Origin of the sequence: Flagellimonas maritima (genome assembly GCF_003269425.1) — a bacterium.
Classification (GTDB): Bacteria; Bacteroidota; Bacteroidia; order Flavobacteriales; family Flavobacteriaceae; genus Flagellimonas; species Flagellimonas maritima.
Genome location: NZ_CP030104.1, coordinates 2270070 through 2292097 on the forward strand (window position 1 = coordinate 2270070; position 22028 = coordinate 2292097).

The following is a 22028-nucleotide window of genomic DNA, read 5'->3' on the forward strand; positions in this document are numbered from 1 at the left end:
ATCCTTAAGCCATATGAAGCGGAGTTTTGAAAATAGTCTGGAAGTATTGGAATTGGCGGAAAAAGAATTGCTTTACGAAAAGCTGGTTCTCCAAATAAAGAAAGACTTTGATCGCGCTAACACAAAACTGAATTTTCCATCAAACATTTTACCTTCTGATTTGGTTAAAATACTTCATGAAAAAATCTATTTTTTGCTATTGGAAAAATTTCAGGAATGTTTGAATCTGTTGTACATGGTCGATGTTTCCGAGAGGGATATAAAAAAAATAAAGTCTTCGGATGCGGTCGATGTTTCTGCAGAGGTCTGTTTCTTGCTATTGAAGAGGGAGTGGCAAAAAGTGTGGTTTAAGTATAAATTTGGTTCTTAATGGATTTTCAATGCCATCAATGCGTTAGAGAGTCAATCTTTAGCATTATTTATTGTATTTTTGGTTAAATTTTTCAGGTAGGTTTTAGCCGTAAACTGTTTATGGATAAATATTCTTTTTTAAATGCTGCGCACACCTCTTTCTTTGCTGAGCTGTATGATAAATACGTAACAAGTCCCGATAGTCTTGAACCCAGTTGGAGGGCTTTTTTTCAGGGTTTTGATTTTGGTAGGGAAGGTTCTTTGGAAGAGCTCGGAATCGAATCCGAAAAAGGCGGAATGGTTGTACTTTCCAACGGAAGGGAAGTCGAAATGCCGGAGACCCTTCAAAAAGAATTTCAGGTCATTCGATTGATTGATGGGTATCGCTCCCGTGGTCATTTGTTTACAAAAACCAATCCAGTAAGGGAACGTAGAAAGTATGAACCCACTTTGGAAATATCCAATTTTGGATTGTCCGAAGCGGATTTGGATATTGTTTTTGATGCAGGAAAAATAATAGGCATAGGTTCCAGTTCACTAAAGAACATTATCTCCCACTTGGAACGAATCTATTGTGATGCCATTGGTGTCGAATATATGTACATTCGAACTCCAGATCGTATACAGTGGATCCAGGACTGGCTGAATGTCAACGATAATCATCCGAACTTTTCTCCAGAGGAAAAAAAGAATATTTTACGCAAACTGAACGAAGCAGTTTCCTTTGAAAGTTTTTTGCACACCAAATATGTGGGCCAGAAACGTTTTTCCCTTGAGGGGGGCGAATCTTTGATTCCCGCGTTGGACGCCATAATGGAAAAAGCGGCCGATGCTGGCGTTAAGCAGTTTGTTATGGGAATGGCACACCGTGGCCGTTTGAGTGTGCTCACAAATATTTTTGGGAAATCACCAAAAGATATATTTAGTGAATTCGATGGCAAGGATTACGAGGAAACCATCTTTGATGGAGATGTAAAATACCACCTCGGTTGGACCTCTAGGCGAGAAACCGATTCTGGGAAGGTCGTAAACATGAACATTGCCCCAAACCCATCGCATTTGGAAACCGTGAATTCTATCGTGGAGGGAATTACGAGGGCGAAGCAAGACCGCGACCATCAAGAAAATATTTCAGAGGTACTTCCTATACTGGTTCATGGAGATGCTGCATTTGCAGGCCAAGGCATTGTCTATGAGATTATACAAATGGCTCGTTTGGACGGATATCATACCGGTGGTACCATTCATATCGTTGTCAACAACCAGATTGGTTTTACCACAAACTATTTGGATGCTCGATCATCTACCTACTGTACCGATGTAGGTAAGGTTACGCTTTCGCCGGTATTGCACGTTAATGCAGATGATGCAGAGGCTGTTGTACACGCCTCCATTTTCGCATTGGAATATAGAATGCGCTTTAAAAGGGATGTTTTTTTGGATTTATTGGGATATCGCAAGTATGGACACAATGAAGGTGATGAGCCCAAGTTTACCCAGCCCTTATTGTATGGATTGATATCAAAACATCCAAATCCTAGGGACATCTATGCTGAAAAATTGATTGAACAGGGAGTCATTGACAAGGGCTATGTGAAGAAACTTGAAACGGAATACAAGAAGAATCTAGAAGAAGATTTGATGGATTCCAGAAAAGTTGAAAAAACAAGAATCACCCCTTTTATGCAGGACGAATGGGAAGGTTTTAATCAGAAGACCGAGGATTCCATGTTAAGTGCTATAGATACCTCCTACGACCTTAAAAAGCTTGATGCCATTGCTAAGGGCATTACGCACTTACCCGAAGGAAAAAAATTTCTGAGAAAATTGGAGCGATTGGTCCAAGGAAGAAACAAAATGTACTTTGAGGACAATCAATTGGATTGGGCCATGGGGGAACTGCTCGCTTATGGTTCATTGATTGAAGAGGGTTATGATGTACGAATGACAGGGCAGGACGTGGAACGAGGAACATTCTCTCACCGCCATGCCGTGATCAAAACAGAAAAGCATGAAGAAGAAGTAGTCCTTTTGAACGATTTGGGAATACATCAGAATGGAAAATTCCATATTTATAATTCATTGCTATCGGAATATGCCGTAATGGGCTTCGATTACGGATATGCAATGGCAAGTCCAAATACGTTGACTATTTGGGAGGCGCAGTTTGGTGATTTTAGCAATGGAGCGCAAATCATTATTGACCAGTATCTCTCTTCGGCAGAAGATAAGTGGAAATTACAGAATGGACTCGTGCTTTTACTGCCCCATGGCTATGAAGGCCAGGGAGCAGAACATTCCTCGGCACGTATGGAACGTTATCTTCAACTGTGCGCAAAGGACAATATGTACATGGCAGATGTAACCACACCTGCAAACATGTTTCATTTGTTGCGCAGACAGATGAAAGCGGACTTTAGAAAACCGCTTGTGGTTTTTACCCCTAAAAGTCTGCTAAGACATCCAAGGGTATTATCAACAAAAGAGGAAATGGCAAATGGAAGCTTTCAGCCATTGATTGATGATGAAAAAGCAACTGTTTCAAAAATAAAAACATTGGTCTTTTGTACAGGTAAGTTTTATTATGATTTACTTGATAAAAAGGAAGAGGAGAAAAGAGACGATATGGCGTTGGTGCGTTTGGAACAATTGTTCCCGCTACCGTCCAAGGAAATACGAAGTATTCTCAAAAAATATAAAAATGCGGACGATGTGGTGTGGGCGCAGGAAGAACCCAGAAATATGGGTGCTTGGGGACATCTCTTGATGCATTTGGAAGAAGCAAAACAATTTAGGGTGGCTTCCAGAAGATTTTATGGTGCCCCTGCGGCAGGTAGTGCTGTAAGGTCAAAGCGGAGACATGAGCAAGTAATGGAATACGTCTTTGACAAAAGCAAGGACAATATGAAAAGAAGCTAAAATAAAAGCATTAAAAACTAAAATAACATGGTTTTAGAAATGAAAGTTCCCTCACCTGGGGAATCAATAACCGAGGTTGAGATCGCAGAATGGTTGGTTCAAGATGGAGATTACGTTGAAAAAGACCAGGCAATTGCCGAGGTAGATTCAGATAAAGCAACTTTGGAACTTCCTGCTGAGGAAAGTGGAATCATCACATTAAAGGCTGAAGAAGGAGATGCCGTTGCCGTAGGCGAGGTTGTATGTCTTATTGACACAAGCGCAGAAAAGCCGGAAGGCGGCGATGCACCAGCAGCCGAAGAAAAGTCCGAAAAAAAGGAAGAACCTAAAACAGAAGAACCTAAAAAAAGTTCCCCTCAGGAGAAAGCGCCGGAAAAACCCAAAACCTATGCTTCAGGCACTCCCTCGCCCGCTGCAAAGAAAATCCTTGATGAAAAAGGTATAGCGCCCACTTCCGTAACAGGTTCTGGGAGAGATGGCCGTATTACCAAAGAAGATGCGGTAAAAGCGGTTCCATCCATGGGAACGCCTACTGGTGGAAATAGGGGCGAATCGCGTTCCAAACTCTCCATGTTGCGACGAAAGGTCGCCGAGCGTTTGGTGGCCGCTAAGAATGAAACTGCAATGTTGACCACTTTTAATGAAGTGGATATGTCACCCATTTTTGAACTTCGAAAAGAATATAAGGAAAAGTTCAAAGAAAAGCATGGTGTTAGTCTGGGCTTTATGTCTTTCTTTACAAAAGCCGTTGTTCGTGCTCTGGAAATGTATCCAGCCGTAAATTCCATGATCGATGGCAAAGAGATGATATCTTATGATTTTTGCGATATCAGTATAGCAGTTTCAGGTCCAAAAGGACTAATGGTCCCAGTTATCAGAAATGCCGAGAACTTAAGTTTTAGGGGAATTGAAGCTGAGGTCAAGCGATTGGCAATTCGTGCACGTGAAGGAGAAATCACCGTTGATGAAATGACTGGCGGTACGTTTACCATTACCAATGGTGGTGTTTTTGGGTCTATGTTATCCACACCGATAATCAACCCTCCACAGAGTGCAATTTTAGGAATGCACAATATTGTTGAGCGCCCTATTGTAAAGGATAGTCTTATTGCGATCGCTCCTATAATGTATGTTGCTCTTTCCTATGACCATAGAATCATCGATGGCAAGGAATCCGTAGGGTTTTTGGTTGCTGTCAAAGAAGCTTTGGAAAACCCTGAAGAATTCTTGATGGATAATGATGTGAAGAAGGCGTTGGAATTGTAGCGATATAACCGCGATCAAAGTCGAGAGACTTTATATAATATTTATTCGGTTTTCAATTGTGACTGCCTGCCGACAAAGGCCCGATCAAACTGAAATTAGCTTATCTATATTTCAAAAACAGATATTTTTTATTATAATCAATAACCGCTTTGCCCTTTTTTAAGATATCTGCACCTATAATACCATCAACTGGCAAGACATTATGTGAGGTTAGTGCTTGGTTTACATGTTTTAAATCAAACAGGACTATTTTTTGTTTGTCTCTTTTCCAATCCCCAATCTTAATTTTGTTCTTGGCTGAGACCAAGGTTTCCATTTCTATAGCACCTGCTCCTGCAGCCTTAATATCTGAAACCTTGGAAACCATTTTAAAATTTTCAATCTTATCTATGCCCACGCATGTATTGGAAGCCCCAGTATCAAGAATAAACCGTCCCGAAACCTCATTTATTTTAGCGGTAATCTCAAAATGATTGGTCTCGGTAAGTACCAAAGGAATTTTTATGTAGTCTTTTGATTTCAAAAATTTTTGTAGCGATTTCATGTGCTTTGATTGATTCAATGTTCATACTGAGCTTGTTGACAGTGCAGGGATATTTTTATTTAAATTGAGCCCTGCAAACCTCTAAGATAAACCTATTTTTGCTCTATGGTCATAACCGATACACATACTCATTTATATAGCGAAGCTTTTGATGCTGACCGTAATGAAATTATAAAGAAAGCCATTGATCTGGGGGTAGAACGTTTTTTTGTTCCTGCAATAGATTCGACCTACACAAAATCTATGTTGGATCTGGAAACCGATTATCCTGAACATATTTTTCTAATGATGGGATTGCACCCTACACACGTAAAAGGAAACTATAAAAAGGAACTGGCCCATGTGGAGGAACAATTGACAAAAAGAAAATTTTATGCCGTAGGTGAAATCGGAATCGATTTATATTGGGACAAAACTTTTTTAAAACAACAACAAGAAGCCTTTGTATATCAAATACAGTTGGCCAAAAAAAATAAATTGCCTATCGTAATTCACTGTCGAGAATCTTTTGATGAAATATTTGAGATTTTGGAAAAAGAGAAGGGACCTGATTTATATGGTGTTTTTCATTGTTTCACGGGAACATTGGAACAGGCGCATAAAGCAATATCATACAATATGAAACTGGGTATTGGAGGTGTTGCAACTTTTAAAAATGGAAAAATTGATCAATTTTTGAACAAAATCGAATTGGAACATATTGTGCTCGAAACGGATTCGCCGTATTTGGCTCCAGTACCTTATCGGGGAAAAAGAAATGAAAGTTCTTATATTTTGAATGTACTGGAAAAAATTTCCATTATCTACGATCAAACAAAAGAAGAAATAGCATCGATAACCACTCAAAATTCCAAAGACGTATTTGGTATTTAATATAAATGCAAAACGAGATAAATATATTGCTCATTTATACCGGTGGAACCATCGGCATGGTCAAGGATTATGAAACGGGAGCCTTAAGGGCTTTTAATTTTGATGAACTTATTGGGAACATTCCGGAATTGAACCAATTGGACTGTAAATTAAAGGGTATATCCTTTGAAGAGCCAATTGACTCCTCTAATATGAATCCTGGCCATTGGACTACTATCGCTACGATGATAGGAGAAAATTATGGTCTTTACGATGGTTTTGTGATTTTGCATGGCAGTGATACCATGAGCTATTCAGCTTCTGCATTGAGCTTTATGCTGGAAAATCTTGATAAGCCCGTAATCTTTACAGGGTCCCAGCTTCCAATAGGTGATTTGCGAACGGATGCCAAAGAGAACTTGATAACATCCATCCAGATAGCGGCCTTACAAGAAAAAGGGAAGGCAGTTGTACAGGAAGTAGGTCTATATTTTGAATATAAATTATATCGGGGCAATAGAACAACAAAACTAAACGCAGAGCATTTTGAAGCTTTCGCATCATTAAATCATCCTCCGCTGGTGGAATCTGGTGTTCATTTAAACGTACATTACAATAATCTCTTTAAGTCTTATAGGGTTTCCAACAAAAAGTTTAAAGTTCACAGTAATATGGATAACAACGTTGCTGTTCTAAAACTGTTTCCTGGAATTAATCCATCAGTCCTAAAATCGATATTGAATATTCCAGGGCTAAAAGCGCTGATATTCGAAACATACGGTGCGGGCAATGCTCCAACCGATGAGTGGTTTTTAAAAGCGTTGAAGGAAGCGGTCAATAAAGGTCTACACATCATAAATGTTACACAGTGTTCAGGAGGAGGTGTATCTATGGGTCATTATAAAACGAGCGAGAAGCTAAAAAAAATGCAATTAATTAACGGAAAGGACATTACAACTGAGGCAGCCTTGACCAAAGCAATGTACCTATTGGGCAACAATGTTTCGGGAAAACTCTTTAAGACAATTTTTGAAACACCGCTTCGTGGCGAAATGCACTAAAATTAACGCCTCAAATTTTATTAACTAATTATTTTTTTGTTTATTGGGCGACCTAACTATAATAATAGAGAGGTGGCCGAGTGGTCGAAGGCGCACGCCTGGAAAGTGTGTATACACCAAAAGTGTATCGAGGGTTCGAATCCCTTCCTCTCTGCTAAGTATTTTAATTTTTCAATTGTAAAATTTTTATATCTTTAACATTATTAACTAACTAAATTTAAGTTTGAACGAAATGAAAAAAATATCCTTTACTCTGGCTGCTGCCGGAATGTTTGTTATGGGAACGACAACTGCATCGGCAGCTATGTTACAAGATGAAGCTGCGGCTGCAACCAGCAAAGGTTTCACCCAAATACTAAAAGAACAGTTTATTCAAGGAGGTCCTGCTTTTATGGGCATCGTACTTTTGTGTTTGATTTTGGGATTGGCAGTTGCAATCGAAAGAATTATTTATTTAAACTTGGCCAGCACCAACTCGGCAAAGCTTAGACAACAAGTTGAAGATGCTTTGGCTTCAGGTGGAGTAGAGGCGGCAAAAGAAGTTTGTAGAAATACAAAAGGCCCTGTTGCTTCTATTTACTATCAAGGTCTTGATCGTTCAAGCGAAGGTCTGGAAGCTGCCGAAAAAGCGGTAGTTGCTTACGGCGGTGTACAAATGGGTCAATTGGAGAAAAATGTATCTTGGCTGTCCCTCTTTATTGCAATTGCTCCAATGCTTGGATTCATGGGTACGGTAATCGGTATGATTGCAGCTTTCCAAAAAATTGCAGCTGTAGGTAATTTGAGCGCATCATTAATTGCCGGTGATATTCAAGTAGCACTATTGACAACCGTATTCGGTTTGATTACGGCTATTATTCTTCAAATATTTTACAACTATATCATTGCAAAAATTGATAGTATCGTAAACGACATGGAAGACTCCTCTATCGCATTAATAGATATGTTGGCGGCCCATAAAGTTGTAGTAAGAAAATAAAAACTATCAAGAATCATGAATAAATTAGTAAAAATAGTGCTCATTGTCATTGGACTTGTAGCTGCAGCATTGTGGTTCTTTATGCCATCTGCTGATGACCCAGACGCAATAAACAGTGGCGCGATGAACTTTATGTTCATTATCATGTACATATTATTGGCAATAGCTGTAATAACAACGGTTTTTTTCGGACTTGCAAAATTAGTCTCTTCACCGGCAAGCATCAAAAAAGCATTGTTCGCCATTGGTGGATTGGCTTTGGTCGTTGCAATTTCTTACGGACTTTCTTCTTCAGAAGAAGCACAGGCAGTTGTCAGTACTTTTGAAAACAATCCAAACCTTGTCGCAGAGGAAAGTACAGTAAAAACAATTGGTATGGGACTGAATGTGTTCTTCATTCTTACCTTAATTGCAGTTGGGTTAATGGTATTTTCTGGATTGAAAAAAATGTTTGTTAAGTAAAAATTAAAGATTATGCCTAGAAGAAAAGGAGCACCAGAAGTGAATGCCGGTTCTATGGCAGACATAGCTTTCTTATTACTTATCTTTTTCTTGGTTACGACAACCATAGAAACTGATGCGGGATTAGACCGTATGTTGCCACCAATGGAACCGCCAGAGAATCCTCCAATTATAAAGCAAAAGAATATTTTTACGGTTAATATCAATAAAAATGGTCAATTGCTTGTTGAGGATAATCTAATGAATTTAAAGGATTTGAGAAGTTCTGCCACCGCATTTTTGGAAAATGGGGCAGATGGAACTTGTGATTATTGCAAAGGTAGAAGAGATCCTTCGTCTTCCGATAATCCGGCAAAAGCGATTATATCTTTAAAAAACGATCGTGAAACAAAGTATAGCACATACATAACAGTTCAAAATGAACTTGTAGGCGCCTATAATGACTTACGTAATAGAGAGGCTCAACGTTTGTTTGGTCGGGATTTTACTGAAATGGAAGCTGAATATTTAAATCCTGAAACACCCAAAAGTGTTAGAGATGATTTAAAGGATAAGGTTAAGCGGGTTCAGGATATGTTTCCCCAGAAACTATCTGAAGCTGAAACATCAACTAATTAAACGAATAAATATAGTATGGCAAAGTTTGCAAAAAAGAAGGATGGGGATTTGCCGGCGGTATCAACCGCTTCATTGCCCGATATCGTCTTTATGTTACTGTTCTTTTTTATGACAGTGACTACTATGAAAGATAGTTCTCTTTTGGTTGAGAATACGCTTCCCAATGCCTCAGAAATAAAGAAGCTCGAGAAAAAGGATAGAGTGATTTATATTTACGTAGGTAAGCCTACGCAAGAATATCAAAAGGTTTTTGGTACGGAACCAAAAATCCAATTGAACGATAAGTTTGCCAATGTAGACGAAGTAGGTTCTTATATTCTGGCTGAACGCGCTAAAAAACCTCAAGAAATACAGAATGTCTTGACTACAGCTTTAAAGGTAGATAAAGATGCCAATATGGGTCTTATCGCTGATATAAAGCAGCAATTGAGAGAAGTAAATGCACTAAAGGTCAATTATACGACCTATGAGGGAAATGCTTTCAACAATTTGCAGTAGACAATAGCTTAGATTTAGTAAAAAAGCGCTACAAATTTTATAAAATTTGTAGCGCTTTTTATTTCGGGTACAGTAAATGAAAATGTTGGTTAACATATTAAAATTTTCCCTTTGCTCGGCTTTCTTGATTCATTGTACTATCGGGAATGCTCAGGCAGAAATGGATAGCGTTATTTACAAGTCTTCTTCAAGATATTTGGAAGACCAGTTTTATGTAGGTCTTGGTTATAATATCTTATTGAACAGACCAACAAATATTTTCCAAAGAAATTTATCGTATAATCTGCAATTGGGCTTTATAAAGGATTTTCCTTTAAACGCACGAAGGAACTTTGGAATTGGGTTGGGGTTGGGCTATGCTGCGAATTCTTATTATAGTAATATTGGCGCCAGTGAAGCCAATAATATAATTACCTATCAAGTTTTGAGTGCTTCGGATTTTGAGAGAAGTAAATTTGAAACACATGCCATTGAAATTCCTTTCGAGCTAAGATGGCGTACGTCAACCATCGATGAATACAAGTTTTGGCGAATTTATGCCGGTGCCAAAATCGGCTACGTATTTTCTGGAAGATCAAGAGTGGTGACAGAATCAGGATCAAATGCATTTTCAAATGAAGACATTCAAGACTTTCAATATGGACTATTATTGAGTTTTGGTTATAATACATGGAATATTCATGCATATTATGCTCTAAACCCGTTATTACAAAATGGAACCAATCTGGAAAATGGCGATGTAATAGATATGCGCGTACTTCGCGTAGGCATTATCTTTTATATTCTATAACCAATATTTTAAAATAATAAGTTGGGAACACATCCCAATCAGTAGGCCAATTAACAACTCAGACCTGTTGTGTGCCTCAAGGTATAATCTTGAAGTGGCGACCAATCCAGTCAATAGAGTGAACATACTAATGGCCAAAGTAATATTTATCTCAAAATGGATGCTCAGTCCTATCATAAACATTAAAAGGCTTCCCATTCCCAAGAGGTGAAGGCTTGTTTTAAATTTTAAGAACAAAAGTATAAGAGCTGCACCGGTAGCCGTCAAAAGTCCTGTGAAGAAATAAAAAAGTTCTTGAACATAGTTATTTGGGATGACCTTGTACAGAATCAAAAGTAATAATGCAAAGCTTATATAGAGCGGATATTTTCGCTCTTTAATTGTGGGCAGGAAGATCGAATTTATTATACCAAGATTTTTAAGAATCAAAAAGAAAATAATAGGTATGATGACCGTTAATATAAAAATAGGAAGAATATTACCGCTTTGTATTTCTAGGGAACTGTATTTTGGAGTTACCATAAAGTAGAGCACTGTTCCACCTACAGGAATGAACAAGGGGTGAAATATATAAGAAACAACGTTCAAAAAATGTCGCATTAAATCTGCTTTCTTAACCTGGCAACAGGTATTCCAAGCTGTTCTCTATATTTGGCAACGGTTCTTCTAGCGATAGGGTATCCTCGCTCTTTTAAGATTTTTGCCAATTTATCATCCGTTAAGGGTTTTTTCTTCTCTTCTTCCCCAATTACGCTTTCCAGAATCTTTTTGATTTCCTTTGTGGATACGTCCTCTCCCTGCTCATTTTTCATGGACTCCGAAAAATATTCCTTGATTAGTTTTGTCCCGTATGGAGTATCTACATATTTACTGTTCGCAACCCTCGAAACCGTTGAGACATCCATATGGATTTGATCGGCAATATCCTTTAAGATCATGGGCCGTAGCTTACGTTCATCACCTGTAAGAAAGTATTCGCGCTGATAATTCATAATAGTGCTCATGGTGACGTACAATGTCTGTTGTCTTTGTTTAATGGCATCTATAAACCATTTGGCAGCATCCAATTTTTGTTTGATGAATAGTACGGTATCTTTTTGGGACTTGGATTTTTCCTTGGAATTTTTATACCCTTCGAGCATATTGTTGTAATCTCTTGAAACATGGAGCTCAGGAGCATTTCTTCCATTCAAGGTCAGTTCCAGTTCTCCCTCCACAATTTTAATGGAAAAATCAGGAACAATATGTTCAATAATTCTAGTATTACCGGCATAAGAACCTCCTGGCTTAGGATTTAGCTTTTCAATTTCTGAAATGGCATTCTTGAGTTGTTCTTCCGTTATATGATGCTTTTGCATCAATTTGGAATAATGTTTTTTGGTAAACTGCTCGAAAGATTTTTCTAAAATTAAAATGGCAAGTTCAACAGCAGGATTCTTTTCCTTTCTTTTCAATTGAATAATAAGACATTCCTCTAAAGATCTTGCGGCCACTCCAGCTGGGTCAAGATTTTGTACAATATTTAGGACGTTTTCTATCTTTTCTTCTTCTACATAGATATTTTGGGTAAAAGCAAGATCATCCATAATATCCGTTAGCGGCCTACGTATGTAACCGCTCTCATCAACACTACCAACCAAAAATTCTGCAATGGCCCATTCTTCATCATCTAAATAAATGGTATTTAATTGATTTAAAAGGTATTGGTTAAAAGAAATCCCTGCGGCGTAAGGGATACTTTTTTCATCGTCGTCAGCACTGTAGTTGCTGGTTTGTGTTCGATATTCTGGAATCTCATCATCGCTTAAGTAATCATCGATGTTGATTTCTTCTGCGGCGATGGTTTCGCTATCCGCTGTATCATCATAGACATCATCAAACCCATCATCCATTGCCTCACTTTCTTCTTTTCCACTCTCTAGTGCAGGATTTTCTTCAAGCTCTTGTTTTAATCGTTGTTCAAATGCCTGGGTAGGTAATTGAATCAACTTCATGAGCTGAATCTGCTGTGGAGACAGTTTCTGGGAAAGCTTAAATTGTAGGTGTTGTTTTAGCATAGGGGTTTGTAGTCTTCCTTCTCTATAAATTTAAGAATTCAATATTAAAACTCTGCATTTTGAGGGGTTCTAGGATAAGGAATAACATCTCTAATGTTACCCATTCCCGTTGAAAATTGGACCAAGCGTTCAAAACCGAGCCCAAATCCACTGTGCACAGCGGTACCAAACCTTCTTAAATCCAAATACCACCATAGCTCTTTTTCATCAATGTCCAATTCATTTATTTTTTGCTGAAGGATTTCCAGACGTTCTTCGCGCTGGGATCCACCGGCTATTTCACCAATTTGTGGGAAAAGGACATCCATTGCCCTGACCGTTTTTTTGTCCTCGTTCAATCGCATATAGAAAGCTTTGATTTTTGCTGGATAATCAAAAAGAATAACTGGGCATTTAAAATGCTTTTCTACAAGAAAACGCTCGTGCTCGCTTTGAAGGTCCACTCCCCATTCGTTGACGGGAAATTGAAACTTTTTCTTTTTGTTCGGCTTGCTATTTTTTAGAATATCAATAGCTTCTGTATAGGACACTCTCTTAAAATTGTTATCCACAACGAACCTGAGCTTTTCTATGAGTGCCATTTCTGAACGTTCATGTTGGGGCTTGGACTTTTCCTCGTCCAAGAGGCGTTTCTCCAAAAATTCTAAATCATCTTTGCAATTGTCAAGAACGTATTGCAATACCCATTTGATAAAATTTTCGGATAGATCCATATTGGCATCTAAATCATAAAATGCCATTTCGGGTTCAATCATCCAAAATTCGGCCAAGTGCCTTGACGTGTTCGAATTCTCAGCCCTAAATGTTGGGCCAAAGGTATACACTTTACCTAGTCCCATTGCGTAAGTCTCCGCTTCCAATTGTCCGGATACGGTAAGATTGGTTTCCTTTCCAAAAAAGTCTTGGGTGTAATCTACTTCCCCATTATCGTTCAGTGGTGGTTTTTTAGTATCCAAAGTAGTCACCCTGAACATTTCTCCCGCCCCTTCTGCATCAGAACCGGTAATGATAGGCGCATGCATATAATAGAATCCATTTTGTTGAAAATAGCTGTGGATTGCAAAAGCAAGAGCAGAACGAACACGCATTACCGCAGAAAATGTATTGGTACGCACCCTAAGATGAGCTTTTTCCCTTAAAAATTCCAAAGAATGCTTTTTTGGCTGTATGGGATATGTTTCTGAATCTGCAGTTCCATGAACAAAAACATCAGTAGCTTGAATTTCTACACTTTGCCCTCTTCCTTGACTCTCTACAAGTATGCCATTAATCTTCAGAGCTGCTCCCGTAGTAATCTGTTTGAGAAGATTTTCATTAAAATTTTCAAAATCTACGACACACTGTAAATTATGTATGGTAGAACCATCGTTTAGGGCAATAAATCTATTGCTCCTAAAAGTTTTTACCCATCCATTTATTTCAACAGAATCTCCAATGGGCTGCTTGTTGAGCAGTTCTTTGATTGAATAAGACTTCATTACTAAACTATCGTAAATTAAGCGGTAAAGATAGGTTTTTGATGAAAAATGATAGCAACAGTATCGGTTTATTTGTACTGTTACTAAAGCACTATTTATCTTTTATGTTTATTTCATCCTTGGGCAAGATGTCAATCTGTGGTTTTTTAAGCACAGCTTTGTTGGCAATACTTCGTTCAAGGGAAAGTAAAAGCGATGGGAGTAAAATAAGATTGGCGAGCATAGCAAAAAGCAATGTTGCCGAAACCAATCCACCCAATGCTTTTGTTCCGCCAAAACTGGAGATGGTAAAAACTGAAAAGCCAAAGAACAATACTATTGAAGTATAGAACATACTCACTCCAGTTTCACGTAAAGCAGCATATACCGATTTTTTGATTTGCCAACGATTGGCAGCAAGCTCTTGACGATATTTAGCCAAAAAGTGAATTGTATCATCCACGGAAATTCCAAATGCGATACTGAACACTAGGATAGTAGATGGTTTTATGGGAACGCCCAAATAACCCATTAAACCAGCTGTAATGACCAAGGGTAAAAGATTGGGCACCAATGAAATTATAATCATCCTAAAAGAACGGAACAGGTAGGCCATGAAAAGGGAAATGAGTCCAATGGCCAATGCCAAAGAGAGTAATAGATTCTTGACGAGATATCTGGTTCCCTTTAAAAACAACAAAGCTTTTCCCGTCATAAACACATTGTAGCGTTCACTGGGAAAGATTTTGTCTATGGACTGAAGCATGCTTTTCTCGATTTCTTCCATGCGATCAATCTTTATATCACGCATAAAAGTAGTTATACGAGCGGTCTGGCCCGTACTGTCCACAAAACTTTCAAGGAGGTTGCCGTCATCCGAAGATTTTCTGGCCACGTCCATAATAAAAGTGTTTTCTTGTGAAGTGGGTAGCTGGTAATATTTTGGAATTCCGTTATAAAAAGCCTGTTTGGAATACTTAACTAGATTTACTACGGACAATGGTTTGGAAAGTTCAGGGGTCTCTTCAATTACATTTCCCAGTTGATCAATACGTCTCAAGGTTGCGGGTTTCAACGCACCGTTTTTTCTTTTGGTATCCACTACGATTTCCATGGGCATAATCCCATCAAACTCCTCTTCAAAAAAGCGGATATCCTTAAAGTAATGGGTGTTTTTGGGTAAATCCTCAATCCTACTTCCCGTAATTTCAATTTGATAAATACCGATAATGCTTAAAATCAGAACAATGATGGAAGTGATATAGACCCCGATTCTGTAATCCCTTACCATCCGCTCCATCCAGTTGACGAAAATGTCTATCCATTTTTTATTCAAATGCTTTAGGTGCTTTGTTTTGGGGAGCGGCATGAAGCTGTAGACTATTGGAATAATTAAAAGTGACAATATAAAAATCCCAATAATATTAATTGAAGCTACAATGCCAAATTCCTTGAGCAGGTCACTGTCCAAAATGATAAATGTTGCAAATCCTGATGCAGTCGTAATATTTGTCATTAAAGTGGCATTTCCTATTTTGGAAATAACACGCTGTAATGATAGTGCTTGATTGCCGTGTTTTTTTACCTCTTGTTGATATTTATTGATAAGGAATACACAGTTAGGAATTCCAATAACTATAATCAGAGGGGGAATCAACGCAGTAAGAATGGTGATTTCATACCGTAGTAAGCCCAATATTCCAAAGGACCACATTACACCGATTATCACCACGAACATAGAGATAAACGTAGCCCTAAAGCTTCTAAAAAAGAAGAAAAATATAATCGATGTCACCAATAAGGCTGCTCCTATGAATATGCCTATTTCATCTACGATTGACTTCGTGTTCCAAGTTCGTATGTAAGGCATGCCAGAAATGCGAACATCTAAGTTGGTCTCTTTCTCAAAACCTTCAACAAGATCAGCAAGATCGTTAAGAATAAATTCGTTCCGAACGGCCGTGTTCATGATATCCTTATCCAGATATGCAATCGTCTGAATAGTGCCGCTTTCGGGATTATAGATTAAGTTATCGTAGAACGGAAGCTCTTCAAAAAGTTGATTCTTGAGTTTTTTTATTTCCTCTTCAGTTTTTGGAGTAGTACTGATAAATGGTTCCATGACAAATTCTTGTTTGTCATTGTCCTTTATCAAAACCTTAAGGTTGTCTGTTGAAACTACGAAATCAATTTCTGGGAAAGCTTCGAGTTGTTTGCTGAGTTTATTCCATCTGTTGAATTTACTTGGTGTGAAAAGTGATGAATCCCTAATGGCAAGAACTATGGCATTTCCCTCTTCCCCAAAAATGTTCTTAAACTTATTGTATTGGACAGTAGCAGGATGGTCATCTGGAAGGATGTTGGCTTCTGTGTTGGAAAACTGCATATTTTTCCATTGCATGGCCAAAAAAACAGTGAATGCTGCAACCCCTAATAAAATAAGGATTCTGTTACGAAGTATAATTCTAGAGACTTTTTGCCAAAATCCTTTAGTCAGCTTAGCTACCATATTGGTTTTATTCGCCACAAATGTAAAAAACGATTAGCTGTGTTCCTAGGTAAAGTAGTAGGAAGGATGCCTAAACTTTCATAATTTCCGTTTCCTTTATAGAAAGTATGGCATCGACTTTTTTACTGTAAGAATCAGTTAATTCCTGAACATCAACTTCCGCATTCTTCAAAAGATCTTCTGATATATCCAATGCCTTTAATTCCTTATTGGCTTCTTGTCTTGCACTACGGATACTCACTTTTGCATCTTCAGCTTCAGATTTGGCCTGTTTTACCAGTTGAACTCTTCGTTCCTCGGTCAAAGGTGGAACATTAATAATGATCATTTCCCCATTGTTCATGGGGTTAAAGCCTAAATTGGAGTTCATAATGGCAGTCTCAATATCGGAAAGAATATTCTTTTCCCATGGTTGAACGGAAATCGTTCTTGCATCTGGAGTATTGATATTGGATACTTGGGAAAGCGGAGTTACGGACCCATAATACTCAACCATAACTGTGGATAACATTACAGGACTCGCTTTACCAGCACGTATTTTGACCAAAGCTTTTTCTAAATGGGAAATACTCCCGTCCATGCTTTCTTTAGCACTGTCAAGTACAAATGTTACTTCTTCATTCATAATTTTATTTTTTAATTGGAATCAAAACTTATACCATTTTAAAGATTTACCACTGTCCCAATATTTTCTCCGGAGACTATTTTCATTAGGTTTCCTCTCGTGTTCATATCAAAAACAACAATTGGGAGTTCATTTTCCTGACTTAGTGTAAAAGCAGTGGTATCCATAACCTTCAAGCCTTTGGAAAGTACCTCATTGAAAGAAATGGAATCAAACTTTGTAGCAGTCTTATCCTTCTCTGGGTCAGAGCTATAAATACCGTCTACACGCGTCCCTTTTAAGATTACGTCCGCTTTTATTTCAATAGCTCTCAATACTGCTGCAGAATCTGTGGTAAAGTATGGGTTTCCCGTACCACCACCAAAAATGACCACTCTCCCTTTTTCAAGGTGGCGCATGGCCCTTCTTCGAATAAAAGGTTCTGCAACTTCGTTTATTTTGATTGCCGATTGCAGTCTGGTTTCCACACCTTGAAGTTCAAGAGCACTTTGCAGAGCCAGTCCATTGATTACTGTTGCCAGCATACCCATATGGTCTCCCTGTACACGATCCATACCTTGGCCAGACCCCGCTAAACCTCTAAAGATATTGCCACCACCAATAACTATTGCAACTTCAACCCCCTTTTCTATAACGGCTTTTATATCTTCAGCATATTCGGATAACCGTTGAGCGTCAATTCCATATTGTTGTTCACCCATTAAGGCTTCGCCACTAAGTTTCAATAAAATTCTTTTGTACTGCATTTAGGATGTGTTGGAGTCCGGACAAAAATAATCAAAATTATTTATGGCCAATCTTCTTAAAAACAGAAGATGCTAGAATAAATTGAATAAAAAATTCCATACATTCTGTAACCTTTTTCAAAAGCGAAAGTATATCCTTTAACTAATCAAGAAACAAAATCATATTGCAAGATTTAACCGATAATGCCCTTATGCTAAAAGTTAAAAATGGCGACTTGGATAAGTTGGGATTACTCTATGAACGATATAAAAAGAAATTGTTTGGCTTTTTCTATAATCTGGGCAATAATCCTTCTGTAAGTGAAGATCTGGTTCAAAATGTATTTGTTAGAATCCTCAAATACAAGGCATCTTATTCTGGGGAAGGAATTTTTGCGGCATGGATGTTCAGCATGGCAAGAAATGTAAATTATGATTATCACAAAAAGACTTCGAGCGAAAAAATTTCCAGAGATGTTTCACCAGAAGATATAAAGGGGAAAGCCGAAGATTATCTCAATGAGGCAATTGAGGTCGATGGTAATGCAAACATGGTAAGAAAAGCATTGGGAATGCTACCAAAAGAAAAAAGAGAGGTTTTGGTCCTGAGTAAATACAGGGAGATGAAATTTAGTGAAATTGCCAAGGTTATTGGCTGTACAGAAGGTGCTGCAAAAGTAAGGGTACATAGAGCACTGAAAGATTTAAGAACTATTTTTTTACAAATGGAAATTAATTAAGATGGTCAATAAGGAAAAATTTGAACTACTGGCGATGGATTATATGATAGGAGCAATGTGCCCAAATGAAAAGAAGGCTTTTGAGGATTTTCTTGATCAGAACCCAGAATATAATTCGCAATACCAAGATTTAGTCGACGCATGGGAAACTATCAATGATCTAGATACTCCCGAACCTTCTGAAAAAATGGATTTGGTTTTTTTTGAAATGCTATCCAGTAAAATGGAACATAAAAAAGAGAAAAGGAAATCAGAAATTATTAAAAGTTTAGCAAGAATCTTTAGACCACAACTGGCTTATGGAATCCTCTTGTTAGGAATTGGTGTTGGAATAGGGTATTATGTAAATTCTTTGAAAAATATTGGCAAGGCTCAAACTATAGTAACAAACAATGAAACTGAGAGTATACGCCAAAAGCTTGTTCTCACACTTTTAGAGCAACCATCAGCTAACCAGAGGTTACAAGGGGTTGGCGAAGCGAATAAGATTATTGATGTGGATGAAACGGTGGTCAAGGCACTTTTACAGACACTGAACAACGACTCCAATGTAAATGTGAGATTGGCTGCGATAGCTTCTTTGACAAACTATGTTGAAAATCCATTGGTAAGACAGGGTTTGGTGCAATCGATTCCCAATCAAAAATCACCCTTGGTTCAAATTACTCTGGCTAATTTGATGGTTGCCTTACAGGAAAAAACTTCTATCGAGCCTTTTCGGGAATTGCTAAAAGAGAAAGAGTTGGATACAACGGTAAAGAAAAAAATAATGAACTCTATAGAATCTATAATCTAGTTAATTCAATTGCCCTGAGCTAAGCTGAAGGGTCAATTATCCCAAAATGGGATACAATCAAATCACGAACAGTCAAATTTTAAAAGATGAAACAGTTAATTTTAATGGTATTCCTTATCACTTTTTTGGGAATACAAAGCTGCGATGCGCAACAAAAAAAGTATGAGGAGCGAATAAAAGAGGAAGTGCCGCTTTCCAATGTTACTAAAAACCGATTGGTCATTAAGAATGTTTTTGGTTCCATAGCCGTAGAAGGGTATAGTGGAGACAACATATTGATAGAAGTGGAAAAAATTATTTCTGCGAATACCTCCAAGGATTTGGATCTGGGAAAGAAGGAGTTAAACCTCAAAATTGTTAAAGAGCAAAACTTGGTTATTCTACATCCCGATGCGCCCTATATTGAATTTGATAAAAAAAACCTTCGGTACAATTGGTGCAATAAAAATGAAGAACCTCCGTACGAACATCAGCTAAACTTTAAGATAAAAGTTCCCAAATCAATTCAAATTGATGTAAGTACCGTGAATGATGGTGAGATTTTCGTGGAAAATACCAATGGCAATTCAATAAAAGTGGAAAATATAAATGGAGGAATCACCTTGAACAATATTACGGGTAAAACTGATGTGAACTGCATCAACGGAGCTGTGAATATATCTTACAAAAATAACCCTGAAAAAGCGTCTAAGTACTATTCGCTAAACGGCGATATTAACATTTCATATCAGAAAGCACTTTCGGCCAATATTTCGTTCAAAAGTATGAACGGGGAACTATTTACCGACTTTGATATCAATAAACAGTTTATGAAAACAAATAAAGAAACTGGAGATAGGGCAAAATATAAATATGAAGCCAAACCTGTGGTTCAAATTGGTAGCGGTCAAGTTGATTTCGACTTTGAAACGCTTAACGGAAATGTATTCATCAAAAAAATATAACGACATGAAAAACTTCAAATCAATAACAATAATAGTCGCATTGCTGATGGTAAGTATATCATCGGCCCAAGAAAAGAGTATCGATTTATTTTCGGTGCCTTTAAGTAATCCGAACAATCCAGGAAAACTGATAATCGACCAGATATCAGGCTCTATTCATGTTGAGGCCTATGAAGGGAACGAAGTTGTAATTAAAGCTTCTTTTGGAAGCGAGAAAAACCATTATAGGGACAACGTTAACAAAAATGGTATGAAACGTATTTCCAATACTTCACTGGCCATAAGTGCGGAAGAAAAAGATAATGTGGTACAGGTAATCAATGAGCAATGGAACAAGGTCACAAATCTGGAGGTGAAGGTTCCCAAAAACTTTTCCTTAAAACTATCTACAGTAAATAATGGTAATATTTCCGTAAAAGGTGTGAATGGCGAAATGGAGATCAGTAATGTGAACGGTGAGATTACTTTGAAAGGTGTAAGTGGATCAGCTTCTACAGACACCGTCAATGGAGATATAAAGATAGATTTTGAAAATATAACCAAAGATGCAAACATGGCGTTTAGCAGTCTTAATGGCGATGTGGCGATTACTTTCCCAAGTTCTTTAAAGGCGGATATTAAAGCAAAGTCTGATATGGGAGATATATTTACGGATTTTGATATGCAAGTTTCTTCAAATAAACCAGAAGTAAATAAAAATACTTCTTCAGGGGCTTACAAAGTCAAAATAGAGCAGTGGGTGAACGGAAAGATAAATGGAGGTGGTCCAGAGATGTTGTTCAAGACATTTAATGGGGATATTTTGATAAAATCCAAATAAGGGGAATCCTATAAAAATAAACGAGGCTGTCTAAAAAGGTAAATTTTATATTTACCGTCACATCGAGCGGAGTCGAGATGCATTCAAAATCAAGATGTTAAAGTTCTCGATTCCGCTCGAATTGACAATGGAAAGCTTTTTTTAGACAGCCTCGTTCTTATCTTCTATCTACCATAGAAATTACCCCAAAGCGACTCTTGCAAACCCTGTAACCTCCAAATTGGAATCAACAGATTTTACATATTGTGCAACACTTTGTTTGCTATCCTTTATAAAGTCCTGATTTACCAACGTATTGTCTTTGAAAAATCGCTTTATCTTACCTTTTGCGATATTATCCAACATTGCCTCTGGCTTACCTTCTTGACGTAATTGGTCTTTGGCTATTTCAATCTCTTTTTCAATTATGGATTGGTCAACACCATCTTCGTTCAATGCAACGGGATTCATTGCCGCAGCTTGCATTGCAACATCTTTTGCAGCTACTGCAGCTCCATCAACATTGGCAGATAGACCAACTAAAGTGGCAATTTTGTTCCCGGCATGAATGTATGAGCCAACAAATGGAGCGTTCAATTTCTCAAAACTTCCTATTTCTATTTTTTCGCCGATAACACCGGTTTGTTCGGTCAATTTTTCAGCAACGGTCATTCCATTAAAAGATGTACTTAAAAATGAATCTTTTGTATCATGGCTCAAAGCCAGATCAGCCAGATCATTGGCCAACGTCACAAAAGTTTCATTTTTGGCAACAAAGTCAGTTTCACAATTCAGGGATATGATAACACCACTGGAATTATCTGAACTTACTTTTGCGATAGCCGCACCTTCAGAGGAATCTCTGTCCGCTCTTTTTGCGGCAACTTTTTGGCCTTTTTTTCTTAGGATTTCTATTGCCTTTTCAAAATCACCATCGGCTTCGACCAAAGCATTTTTGCAATCCATCATACCAGCTCCGGTAGTCTTTCTTAATTTATTTACTTCTGCGGCGGTAATCTTTGCCATTTTTTTCGCT

22 protein-coding genes and 1 tRNA gene are annotated in these 22028 nt (G+C 37.9%); 15 read left to right on the top strand and 8 right to left on the bottom strand.

All coding sequences use genetic code 11. The features are described from left to right. The first annotated feature begins 13 nt into the window (after window positions 1-13). From HME9304_RS10080 to odhB, 3 genes are all read left to right on the top strand, one after another. A complete protein-coding gene (locus tag HME9304_RS10080; protein ID WP_112378475.1) occupies window positions 14-370 on the top strand; it encodes a hypothetical protein in 357 nt (118 codons plus the stop codon). A gap of 101 nt (window positions 371-471) precedes the next feature. Further along, window positions 472-3270, top strand: a complete 2799-nt coding sequence (locus tag HME9304_RS10085) for a 2-oxoglutarate dehydrogenase E1 component (protein WP_112378476.1) — start codon at window positions 472-474, stop codon at window positions 3268-3270. Window positions 3271-3297: 27 nt separating this feature from the next. Next, on the top strand, window positions 3298-4536 hold the full coding sequence (gene odhB, locus HME9304_RS10090) for a 2-oxoglutarate dehydrogenase complex dihydrolipoyllysine-residue succinyltransferase (protein WP_112378477.1): 1239 nt from the start codon (window positions 3298-3300) through the stop codon (window positions 4534-4536). A 100-nt stretch (window positions 4537-4636) separates the two neighbouring features. On the opposite strand, the gene HME9304_RS10095 is transcribed toward odhB, so the two are convergent. Further along, window positions 4637-5080 (bottom strand): retropepsin-like aspartic protease, encoded by a 444-nt coding sequence (locus tag HME9304_RS10095; RefSeq protein WP_112378478.1) that lies wholly within the window; start codon window positions 5078-5080, stop codon window positions 4637-4639. 105 nt (window positions 5081-5185) lie between these two features. Here HME9304_RS10095 and HME9304_RS10100 point away from each other — a divergent pair, with 105 nt between their 5' ends. The 8 genes from HME9304_RS10100 (at window position 5186) to HME9304_RS10135 (ending at window position 10340) form a co-directional block, all read left to right on the top strand. Beyond that, complete coding sequence (locus HME9304_RS10100) at window positions 5186-5953, top strand: TatD family hydrolase (RefSeq protein WP_112378479.1); 768 nt, start codon at window positions 5186-5188, stop codon at window positions 5951-5953. A gap of 5 nt (window positions 5954-5958) precedes the next feature. Next, window positions 5959-6993 carry an asparaginase gene (locus tag HME9304_RS10105; protein ID WP_112378480.1) on the top strand — a complete coding sequence of 345 codons (1035 nt, stop codon included), beginning with the start codon at window positions 5959-5961 and terminating at the stop codon, window positions 6991-6993. Between the two features lie 66 nt (window positions 6994-7059). Next, window positions 7060-7147, top strand: a tRNA-Ser gene (locus HME9304_RS10110). 78 nt (window positions 7148-7225) lie between these two features. Then, window positions 7226-7972 (top strand): MotA/TolQ/ExbB proton channel family protein, encoded by a 747-nt coding sequence (locus HME9304_RS10115; protein ID WP_112378481.1) that lies wholly within the window; start codon window positions 7226-7228, stop codon window positions 7970-7972. Between the two features lie 15 nt (window positions 7973-7987). Continuing rightward, entirely contained in the window at window positions 7988-8434 is a 447-nt protein-coding gene (locus HME9304_RS10120; protein ID WP_112378482.1) for a hypothetical protein, read from the top strand. A 12-nt stretch (window positions 8435-8446) separates the two neighbouring features. Then, a complete protein-coding gene (locus HME9304_RS10125) occupies window positions 8447-9052 on the top strand; it encodes an ExbD/TolR family protein (protein WP_112378483.1) in 606 nt (201 codons plus the stop codon). 15 nt (window positions 9053-9067) lie between these two features. Then, window positions 9068-9550, top strand: a complete 483-nt coding sequence (locus HME9304_RS10130) for an ExbD/TolR family protein (RefSeq protein ID WP_112378484.1) — start codon at window positions 9068-9070, stop codon at window positions 9548-9550. A 160-nt stretch (window positions 9551-9710) separates the two neighbouring features. Beyond that, window positions 9711-10340: a porin family protein gene (locus HME9304_RS10135; protein ID WP_239023246.1), complete on the top strand. Its 630-nt coding sequence runs from the start codon at window positions 9711-9713 to the stop codon at window positions 10338-10340. On the opposite strand, the gene HME9304_RS10140 is transcribed toward HME9304_RS10135, so the two are convergent. The 6 genes from HME9304_RS10140 to pyrH all read right to left on the bottom strand — a co-directional run bounded on the left by HME9304_RS10140 (window position 10335) and on the right by pyrH (window position 17734). Next, window positions 10335-10940, bottom strand: coding sequence for a phosphatase PAP2 family protein (locus HME9304_RS10140; RefSeq protein ID WP_112378485.1), 606 nt, complete (start codon window positions 10938-10940; stop codon window positions 10335-10337). The genes HME9304_RS10135 and HME9304_RS10140 overlap by 6 nt on opposite strands. Further along, entirely contained in the window at window positions 10940-12397 is a 1458-nt protein-coding gene (gene rpoN, locus HME9304_RS10145; protein ID WP_112378486.1) for an RNA polymerase factor sigma-54, read from the bottom strand. Before rpoN ends, HME9304_RS10140 begins: the two co-directional genes overlap by 1 nt. 44 nt (window positions 12398-12441) lie before the next feature. Beyond that, entirely contained in the window at window positions 12442-13875 is a 1434-nt protein-coding gene (gene asnS / locus HME9304_RS10150; protein WP_112378487.1) for an asparagine--tRNA ligase, read from the bottom strand. Between the two features lie 91 nt (window positions 13876-13966). Further along, window positions 13967-16363 carry an efflux RND transporter permease subunit gene (locus HME9304_RS10155; protein ID WP_112378488.1) on the bottom strand — a complete coding sequence of 799 codons (2397 nt, stop codon included), beginning with the start codon at window positions 16361-16363 and terminating at the stop codon, window positions 13967-13969. Window positions 16364-16433: 70 nt separating this feature from the next. Further along, window positions 16434-16988, bottom strand: coding sequence for a ribosome recycling factor (frr, locus tag HME9304_RS10160; protein WP_112378489.1), 555 nt, complete (start codon window positions 16986-16988; stop codon window positions 16434-16436). A gap of 38 nt (window positions 16989-17026) precedes the next feature. Further along, complete coding sequence (gene pyrH / locus HME9304_RS10165) at window positions 17027-17734, bottom strand: UMP kinase (protein ID WP_112378490.1); 708 nt, start codon at window positions 17732-17734, stop codon at window positions 17027-17029. Between the two features lie 191 nt (window positions 17735-17925). Between pyrH and HME9304_RS10170 the strand changes: the two genes are divergently transcribed. The 4 genes from HME9304_RS10170 to HME9304_RS10185 all read left to right on the top strand — a co-directional run bounded on the left by HME9304_RS10170 (window position 17926) and on the right by HME9304_RS10185 (window position 21013). Beyond that, on the top strand, window positions 17926-18453 hold the full coding sequence (locus HME9304_RS10170; protein ID WP_206170462.1) for an RNA polymerase sigma factor: 528 nt from the start codon (window positions 17926-17928) through the stop codon (window positions 18451-18453). Window position 18454: 1 nt separating this feature from the next. Continuing rightward, entirely contained in the window at window positions 18455-19249 is a 795-nt protein-coding gene (locus tag HME9304_RS10175) for a HEAT repeat domain-containing protein (RefSeq protein ID WP_112378492.1), read from the top strand. A gap of 86 nt (window positions 19250-19335) precedes the next feature. Next, window positions 19336-20193 (top strand): DUF4097 family beta strand repeat-containing protein, encoded by an 858-nt coding sequence (locus HME9304_RS10180; RefSeq protein ID WP_112378493.1) that lies wholly within the window; start codon window positions 19336-19338, stop codon window positions 20191-20193. 4 nt (window positions 20194-20197) lie between these two features. Beyond that, window positions 20198-21013, top strand: a complete 816-nt coding sequence (locus HME9304_RS10185; RefSeq protein WP_164674831.1) for a DUF4097 family beta strand repeat-containing protein — start codon at window positions 20198-20200, stop codon at window positions 21011-21013. 180 nt (window positions 21014-21193) lie between these two features. Here HME9304_RS10185 and tsf read toward each other — a convergent pair whose 3' ends face one another. Beyond that, window positions 21194-22018, bottom strand: coding sequence for a translation elongation factor Ts (gene tsf / locus HME9304_RS10190; protein WP_112378495.1), 825 nt, complete (start codon window positions 22016-22018; stop codon window positions 21194-21196). Between the last annotated feature and the right edge of the window lie 10 nt (window positions 22019-22028).